Origin of the sequence: Methanohalophilus sp. DAL1 (assembly GCF_001683555.1) — an archaeon.
Taxonomy (GTDB): Archaea; Halobacteriota; Methanosarcinia; order Methanosarcinales; family Methanosarcinaceae; genus Methanohalophilus; species Methanohalophilus euhalobius.
In genome coordinates this window covers 1-8,323 of the sequence record NZ_MAFX01000043.1, presented here as the reverse complement: position 1 = coordinate 8,323, position 8,323 = coordinate 1, and the positions used below count along the sequence as shown (strand labels likewise).

At 40.0% G+C, this 8,323-nt stretch carries 12 protein-coding genes; 9 read left to right on the top strand and 3 right to left on the bottom strand.

Annotated features, from left to right (window positions below):
- Positions 1 to 647 precede the first annotated feature (647 nt).
- The 6 genes from A9957_RS08235 (at position 648) to A9957_RS08210 (ending at position 3,476) form a co-directional block, all read left to right on the top strand.
- Positions 648 to 800: a YgiT-type zinc finger protein gene (locus A9957_RS08235; protein WP_164909091.1), complete on the top strand. Its 153-nt coding sequence runs from the start codon at positions 648 to 650 to the stop codon at positions 798 to 800.
- Positions 801 to 1,047: 247 nt separating this feature from the next.
- A complete protein-coding gene (locus A9957_RS08230; RefSeq protein ID WP_128754781.1) occupies positions 1,048 to 1,386 on the top strand; it encodes a hypothetical protein in 339 nt (112 codons plus the stop codon).
- On the top strand, positions 1,370 to 1,756 hold the full coding sequence (locus tag A9957_RS08225) for a DUF2283 domain-containing protein (protein ID WP_096712505.1): 387 nt from the start codon (positions 1,370 to 1,372) through the stop codon (positions 1,754 to 1,756). Before A9957_RS08230 ends, A9957_RS08225 begins: the two co-directional genes overlap by 17 nt.
- 267 nt (positions 1,757 to 2,023) lie before the next feature.
- Positions 2,024 to 2,812, top strand: a complete 789-nt coding sequence (locus tag A9957_RS08220; RefSeq protein WP_096712504.1) for a hypothetical protein — start codon at positions 2,024 to 2,026, stop codon at positions 2,810 to 2,812.
- 1 nt (position 2,813) lies between these two features.
- Positions 2,814 to 3,149: a DUF4870 domain-containing protein gene (locus A9957_RS08215; RefSeq protein WP_096712503.1), complete on the top strand. Its 336-nt coding sequence runs from the start codon at positions 2,814 to 2,816 to the stop codon at positions 3,147 to 3,149.
- 93 nt (positions 3,150 to 3,242) lie between these two features.
- Positions 3,243 to 3,476 carry a hypothetical protein gene (locus tag A9957_RS08210; protein ID WP_096712502.1) on the top strand — a complete coding sequence of 78 codons (234 nt, stop codon included), beginning with the start codon at positions 3,243 to 3,245 and terminating at the stop codon, positions 3,474 to 3,476.
- On the opposite strand, the gene A9957_RS08205 is transcribed toward A9957_RS08210, so the two are convergent.
- Positions 3,456 to 3,779 carry a type II toxin-antitoxin system PemK/MazF family toxin gene (locus tag A9957_RS08205; RefSeq protein WP_096712501.1) on the bottom strand — a complete coding sequence of 108 codons (324 nt, stop codon included), beginning with the start codon at positions 3,777 to 3,779 and terminating at the stop codon, positions 3,456 to 3,458. The two genes, A9957_RS08210 and A9957_RS08205, sit on opposite strands and share 21 nt — an antisense overlap.
- Positions 3,780 to 3,782: 3 nt before the next feature.
- Complete coding sequence (locus A9957_RS08200; protein ID WP_096712500.1) at positions 3,783 to 4,046, bottom strand: AbrB/MazE/SpoVT family DNA-binding domain-containing protein; 264 nt, start codon at positions 4,044 to 4,046, stop codon at positions 3,783 to 3,785.
- Between the two features lie 582 nt (positions 4,047 to 4,628).
- Between A9957_RS08200 and A9957_RS08195 the strand changes: the two genes are divergently transcribed.
- Entirely contained in the window at positions 4,629 to 5,525 is an 897-nt protein-coding gene (locus A9957_RS08195; RefSeq protein ID WP_096712499.1) for a hypothetical protein, read from the top strand.
- Between the two features lie 74 nt (positions 5,526 to 5,599).
- On the opposite strand, the gene A9957_RS08190 is transcribed toward A9957_RS08195, so the two are convergent.
- Positions 5,600 to 6,913, bottom strand: a complete 1,314-nt coding sequence (locus tag A9957_RS08190) for a hypothetical protein (protein WP_096712498.1) — start codon at positions 6,911 to 6,913, stop codon at positions 5,600 to 5,602.
- Positions 6,914 to 7,197: 284 nt separating this feature from the next.
- Between A9957_RS08190 and A9957_RS08185 the strand changes: the two genes are divergently transcribed.
- A complete protein-coding gene (locus A9957_RS08185; RefSeq protein ID WP_096712593.1) occupies positions 7,198 to 7,944 on the top strand; it encodes an SIMPL domain-containing protein in 747 nt (248 codons plus the stop codon).
- Between the two features lie 222 nt (positions 7,945 to 8,166).
- Positions 8,167 to 8,301: a hypothetical protein gene (locus A9957_RS08180; RefSeq protein WP_258082637.1), complete on the top strand. Its 135-nt coding sequence runs from the start codon at positions 8,167 to 8,169 to the stop codon at positions 8,299 to 8,301.
- Positions 8,302 to 8,323 lie beyond the last annotated feature (22 nt).

Here is an 8,323-nt window from a genome sequence, read left to right as displayed (position 1 = left end):
TAACCGGCAGGAAACGGGTCCCCAGCCCCGCCACCGGTATCACGGCCTTTTTTACATCCATTTCAGTATCCTCTGGTATCATTTTCTGTTAAGTCTGATGTGTCCAATTGATATTAGGTTTTGGTCTTTAAATGATAATTTGGGGTGATCGCAACGCTGCTGCCCGACCTGATCGATAAAACACCGGGTCGGTTTTTGTAGGCAGACTCCTGAGATACTGCTCTGGCCGTTTATGGGATGGGGTTTCCCGGCCATATCGATGGTTTTTGTCTCGGAATTTTTCGGGACCATGATCTGCTTGGTGGGTGCTGTGTGATGGTACAGTAGGGTGAAATGATACAGATAATGTCTGTATATTTTGTCGACTGTATTCGATAAAATAGTAGGAATTTATCGTATATGGAAGACAAGCCCGGATTTATCAATCAGGGATTGCAGGCATCTATATCTACCAGCTGGTTCTGGCTGCCTGATGATGAATTCACTTTTTATTGCCACAACAATTATTGTGTAAACAATAATGTGTGAAATCAATCCTTTACATATTAGCCAGAAATTTCCTTCCAGACAAAGACTATTTGGGCTATCCAGAAGATATGAATCAATATGTTACCGGACAGTTGTAATTTCTGCCCTGCCAGGGCAAATTGATTGAGAAAGACACCGACGTGGAAATCCAGAAAGCAGATGGGAAACGTGTTTCTTTGAGAGTACCTGCCTATGTGTGTGATACCTGCGGGGAGGTTTACTATACGCCGGAGGTTTCCAGGAAACTGGATAGGATTGCTTACAGCAGTTAAGTGGCGATTATCATTATACTGACAAGATACAGATAGATATCGTGTCCATTTTCATTCACGTAATATAAATAACGTGTGAACAAATTTACCCATAATGCTTGATTTAACTGAATTGAAGAGAACATTTGTTTTAAAATCCAGTATTGCTGTGATATCGTACAGAGACTGAAAAGCTATCTGAATATTTACTGTCCGGACAAACAGCATCTGTATTGTGTGGAAGTAGAAAATAATTGCGAGGAGATACGTGCCACAAATGGACCTCTATACTTTCATAGAATGTTTAGCAAACATTGACAAATCCCGACTGCATTATACTGCTCATTTTATTAAACGGTGGGAAGCACGATTAAGTTATTATTTTAGTGAAATTGAAGATATATATGATGTAATAGCAAATCAGACACCGGTAGGCATCATAATCCAGGATGAGGGAAAATTTAAAGTACATTATACGATAGATGTTGTATACGACTTAATCATTGTTTTATCCATTAAACGATTAAATCCATTTGAGATTTCATTGGTAACTTCATACAAACAGCGTGCAAACAGAAGAGTGAGAGAAGATGAAAAAAGTGATTAATATCAATAGTAAGAGCGACTACTGGGATTATGACTCACTCAACGATAGTTTTTTTGTATTTTCAAAAGGAGTCCAATACAAGTCTTCTATAGAAATTGATGGTGTTTTATTGGATGTTGGAATGGACAATTCGATTGTCGGGATTGAAATACTTGATGCAGCCAAAAGATTTGGAATTTCCAAATATGACATGAAGAATCTTAAGCAGATCAAGGCAGATATCAAGGTTTCAGAAGAATCTATCAATATTAAACTATTATTGGAAGTTTCTAAACGAAATCACGAATTGCCATTAAAATTATCGATTACCGGGGCAAATGAGATGAAGTTGCCATCTACAAGTTCTGGCACGATGGCTGTGGCTGCCTGAAATCCGTTCAGATGTGCGGATATTTTTGTATCATGCTAAGTTACTGCTGTGATATCTCACAAAGAGTCAACTACACCCTAATGAAAGGGACTTGAATGTCAATTAACATTGGTCCAGCCGGCTGACAAGAACCCCTGAGATTCCAGGATATACCTGAAATACCGTTTTTTTTGTGTTCAATGTACATTCCACCTCAGCCCTCCATTATTTCCACAACATTTACAGCCAAAACCCAAAAGATGAATTTATAAAATGGGGTGTAAGAAAATGGCATCGAATAAAATGTACCTATTTGTTCTTCTGATGATAATTGGCGCAATGGCATTAAGTGGTTGTTCAAGCGGAGACCCGGGTGTTGATGATATACCCTCTGAATATGAAGAAACTAGAAGTATTAATCTGGGAGATAACATTTCATTGACCCAGTATGAAATAGAGACACAGGATTCTTCTCAGGTTTTAAATGACCTGCAACAAACGGCAGAAAGTGAAGGCTGGGAAGTTATAGCTGACTGGGAAGGAGATTTTGCAGGATATAAAGTAGGAGTTGCTCTTGAAAAAGACGATAGAATTATGGGCATAAATACAGCTGTTAATGGTAATATCACGACTGCTACAGTAATTACCGGTCCAAGAAAAGGAGTTAACGTCGCCGACATGAACAATGATGAGACAAGTTCCCAGGTTGCTGAAGAAGAACCTGATGCTCCCCCTACCACGGATGTAGATGGCCAGGACTTTGCAGATGCACCCAGGTATCCCGACTCTGTAAGGACAGACTATACTTCACTCACGACAGGTTCAGATGTTACTCAGGAAAAAGTGCAATATTTAACTTCTGATAATCCCGAAGATGTCAAAATTTTCTACGAAAATGAGCTGGAGGCACAGGGATGGGAAAATATTCAATCCCAAATGTTAACTGAAAAAGGGGATGTCAGGATATATGTGACAGCCACCAAAGACAGTAAAACTTTAGAAATTGGTACGCAACCCAGTTCGGATTATGATGATATGGATGAAATTTTAATCTACGTGGAAACAAGGACAGCTTAAAATGAGTGAAACACGTATTGGGCTTGAGGAAAATATCGCTGGTGTTTTGACCTATCTCCTGGGTTTTATTACCGGCATTATTTTTCTTTTAATCGAGAAAGAGAACAAATCTGTGAGATTCAATGCAGCACAGTCGATCGTTGTCTTTGGTGGTCTTTCCATACTGAACATCATAGTGTCAATGGTCCCGGTTCTAGGAGGAGTGATATCTTCCCTGATAGGTTTGGTCAGTATAGTATTGTGGGGATATCTGATATACATGACCTATACCGGGAATTTAGTAAGGCTTCCTGTGGCTTCAGAGTATGCGAATAAAATTATTGCTAATGATGTGTAAGTGTTTCCGCGTTTGGAATGCTTCACCCCTTCCTTTTTATAATTAGCACTGCACCCGCGGTCAGTGCTACAGCAAATATGACAGTTTATCCGGATGCCTGTGGACCTGTGTCCGTTAGGAAAAGAGAAGAAACAGGAAGCCCCTTTCGTAAGGGAGGGGTTCACCATCAGTACCATTATCAATATACGAAACACAATCATAAGAAACATGTTCCGTAAATTTGTTGATTGGGCCGTTTTTACTCCCCGGATGCGGGAAGTCACAGAGGGAGAAAGAGTGATTCTGATTGGTCTGGAAGATAAAGACTTACAGGAAAAGTTTCAATAAATCATTCTGAATTTCTTTTTGTTTGTACAAATGAACATTTCCAATTATTTTAAGGACATTGCTGGAGTCCATTGTGAATATTTTGTTCACCCGAACCCAGCTACCCTGGCGAAGTGAGCCTTCAAATAAATCGCTATCTGAAACATAGACAGCACAATTGTCTGCAGGTTTTCTGGATGTAATCTGGCACAGTATCACGTCCCGCCTCATCTGATCAGAAACAGCGATCGCCGGCCTGAGTTTGGTATTATTGTTGTCTGTAAAAGGGAAAGGAATGATAACTATGCTTCCTTTATAAATCATCGATTACTTCCCCAGATAGTCTTTCAAATGATCCCAGGCAGCATCTTCTTCAGGAGTGTCCCATTCTTTTGAAAGGGATTCCTGGGAAGCGATAGCACAACTTAATCCTTCTTCGATGAAAGACAAAGGTCGAATCTCAATGTGGTCATCATACACAAAAACGGCTGCTTTGTCGCCTATCTTCATGCCGGAATTTCTGTATGCACCGGGAATTGTAATTTGCCCTTTTTTGCTGACAGTCACACTTTTTACATCTATTAAAGTCATAAAATACCCATATGTCTTACAAGTAAGATAGTATATACCTCTTTCGAGAAAAAGACTTACAACATCTCAAATAATGAAAGTGCAAAAGGTTGGACCGGATGTGTATTATTCACTGAAGGAAAAGGGCGGGTTTGTGGACTGGTATCCTGAAAGCAGGAACATTTCGCCCTGATAAGCCGGGCAGGTTTTACTCCACGGATGGAGGAGGTCGCAGAGAAAGATGGAGTGATTCTGATTGGTCTGGAGGATATGTTACAGACTAATCGCTCTGTAGAAAACCTACCACAGTAATAAACATACACCTGATATTAGAGAGGATATGGGACCGGAGAATATAGAGGGGGATTGTGGTGTATTGGGGGTACAATGATGTTTTTAGCCCGGTCCCTTTCACTTAATGATGACACAAAAATATTAGTTATGTTATATAAGTGTGACTGTTTTCATTCATGAGCCGATTTATGTCAACTACCCCCTTACGGAAGGAGTCTTCTGTTTCAAAAGAGATGAATCATATTAGCACCCGATGAATATGTATACCTGCACAACCCTATATGTTTGATTGCAAAGAGGGGGGATCAGATGCCAATAACAATAGAAGAAGTATTAAACCGGGGCTTTACTGCCTGGACGAAGAATTTGAAGATATCAGTTCCGTTCATTCTTTCTGTTATCATAATAGGTATTATCTGGATAGCTTACATGTTTTTGTTTATAGCAGCAGTAGTACCATCTGTAGCGCCACTGATGGCCGACCCTGTCATGGACGATATTATTGAAGCAATCACTCCACATATTGTGTACTTAGGTGGAGGATTTGCGATATTGCTGATAATCAGCTCTTTAATAGAAGTGTTTTTTACAGCCGGTGCGGTAGGCATGGCAAAAGATGTAGCACTAACTGGCAGGACCAGTTATGAAGAGATGATCAACTCCGGCAAGAAACATTTTTTCAATTTATTCCTGTTCCAGATATTGTTTTATCTGATAATGCTGGCAGGCGTTGTATTTGTCATACCCGGTATTTTACAGGTGGGCGACCTCACCAATATTGATGCGATAATGCAAAATCTGTTAGTACTGGGTGCTGGATTTTTGCTATGGATTATTTATGGTATTGCAGTAAGTATCATATTAGCAGTATCCTACTACGCACTTGTTGTTAACGATCTCGGACCGATTCAGGCTCTAAAGACCGGGTACAGGTTCTTTCTTAATAACAAGGCCGCTGTTGTGATATTGTGGTTACTTACCATTGTGGTGGTTGTTGCACTCAATTCTCTTGGTACATTGTTTGCCTCATTTGAGTATCTTTCAATTATATGGAGTATCATAAGCACTGTGCTGAGTATTGTGGTAATACCTGCAGTATTCACTTTGTGGTGGACTTTCCTGTACATGGGAAAAACCGGCCAGGATGTACGGGATCCCAAAAAGATTGATGAGCCTGAAATCAGTGAACCGGAATCAACTGAGTGAGATCTTAATTCAAATTTTGATCTAAGATCTCCTTTCTATTTTTAAATAATCGAGGAAGGAGTGCTAATGATAAATTATTGTTTATTGCTATCAAATCTCTCCTCAAAGATTTCTGCGATTTTATATGAGAGGCTATTTAGATAGACGGTGCCCCAGAAAGCCACTACAATTGCTCCTATCAAATTGAATAGCATATCCCCCATTGTATCGTGAATACCATGCTGGGCAAGAAAAGCGCCTATTTCAAGCATCAATGCCAATTCATCAGTTATGAATTCCAAAATCTCCCATATTACACCTGTTGAAAGGATAAACAGGGGAATGAATACAAACATCGTTCCCGGAGGCATATGGATTTCCGGATCATAAATATCAATAGCCCTTACAATTACATATCCTGCAGCCGCAATTGTACTTGAAGATACGGCATGGGTCAGATTATCCCATCTGGCAAGGTTATCATATAACCAAAATGTACCAAGAGCATCAAGGAATACTGCAATAGTTATCCACAAAGCTAATGACGGATCAAGATGAAGATTATATCTCTGTCTCATAAATGCAGGCACAAAAGTAATTATCAGTGCTAAAAATGCACGTAGCAATATATGCAGATCCCTTGAGAGAACACCAAGTATTAATAGTATTACAAGACATGCCTGTAAAAATCTTGTTATATTCTTTTGTTTCTGGACAGATAAACCCAACCGCTTTCTAATAACCTTCGGCGGTTCTGAATGGATGTATTTCTGGGATACATCCATACCCCCATCTGGAAATATGATGCTGGAAGTGCCTTTTCCTATCATGGTTTTGAAATACCATCCAAACAAAACGCCTGCAACAATACCAGCAATCAGTGCATAAATGAATTCATACATTACTGCAGTATTGATCACATCCACCGAGCGGCCATCAAGGAGAAATGTAGTTCCAATCATTACGTCCAGCGCCCATCTCATGAAATGCCACATACCGGTTACAGCAAGTGTCGTAATTATCACAAGGTAAATTGCAAACTTAGGATTCATTCGCACTGAAGTAAACCAGTTTATTTCAGCCACAATTAAAAGGGAGAGCGTAGCGACCGAAATATACACAGGAATCCGTGTAAGGAAAAAATAATAGGCTGTTGTATTTCCAACAATAGGGATCAGTACCAGGAGCAATAGTAACCAGTATGGCATTACAGATGGTTTACAGAAAAATAATCCTGGCAAAATAACGATAATTACTATAAAGATGATCAGAATTGTCCATGTATAACGTCCTTCAAAAAAATTCACGGTTGCCAGGAATATAAGTACCAGTACGATAGCCCAGGATAAAACAGTGTTTAAGCGGGTATCATGTAGAAGATAAATCAGTTCATCCTTGTTATCCATCATTGGAATATCTCCTGTCATTGGAAGATAAAAAGGTAAATTTATAGTTATTTTGTAAATTTAGAATGTTAACAACCTGACAGATTTGCACAACTAACGTTTGGGGGGAGTGTGTCAGCAGACGTTGCAGACTATCCTTTAACATAAGAATTGAATTTGAAATACCTGAACAGAGAAGGGGTTTTCTCTGCCAGTCTTTTTTGAGGTAACTTCGAACGAATTCGAACCTTAGACAATTTTTTAATACCTAGCGGTACATCTAGTATATGAATAAAGGAGAAGATAAAATGGCTCAGGAAAATAATAAAGATAAGTCATATTACGTAATCATTGCACTTTCAGTAGTTCTGGTGCTAATGGCAGCTACGTTGTATGCAGAATCGGTGGGTGGATCTGACAGTGATTCAGAAAATACTCTGCAGATGAATGGAAATGCGGAAATGATGGTTGTGCCCGACACTGCAACCCTGAACATTGGTGCAGAGGTCATGGCCCCTACTGCAGAAGAAGCGAGTCAGGAGAATGCAGCTATTATGAATGCGGTTATCGAGGAACTTAAGGACCTTGGCCTGGAGAAGGAAGATATCCGGACATCACGTGTTTCTGTGAGACCTGAATACAATTATGAAGAAGGGACACGAACAATTGAAGGGTATTCGGCTTCCAATAGTGTGCAGATTACCACTACAAATCTCGATATTCTCGGGGAGATGATTGACAGGTCTGCATCTGCAGGAGCAAATCAGATCGGAGGAATTTCTTTTAGTGTTTCTGATGAAAAACAGAAAGAATTGCATGAGGACCTGATCACCGAAGCTGTGGCCGACGCGTCATCAAAGGCCGAAGTACTGGCTGAAAACCTGGGTGTGGAGATTGTAGGTGTAAAGTCATCATCGATATCCGATGGTACTCAGCCAAGAACATATTATGAGGAAAGTTTGGCAATGGGTCCTGCCGTACCGGCGCCAACACCAATTGAGCCGGGTGAGTCCAGGGTTTCAATGTCAGTCCGGGTTACATACATTGTTCAGTAAGATTTTTGAGAAATTGATTAGAACTGCCACAAAAACAGAATTTTGGGGTTGTAGAATGGCGACTTTGCCTTCTACAATCTTCCGGGGTAACTATTATTTTAAGAAGGATGGGCAGAAAAGATACTGCGATAAGGGCTCTGCAGATTCCTCTAACTTTCACTGATTCATTTTTCATAAAAGGAAGTCCCCAGTGTGATTTTAGCCATTAAAGCCACAGAGGGGATGGATCTGTTATTTCCTGAGAATGAAGAGAAATATGTCAAATCCATAAAAAGGAAAGCCAAAAGAAAAGGAATGACTCACTCAGAGATCGATTTCCTGCTGCTTAGAAGTGGCGAGGCGCCGGACTGGAAATGAAACTTGATATACCTCCCACGCC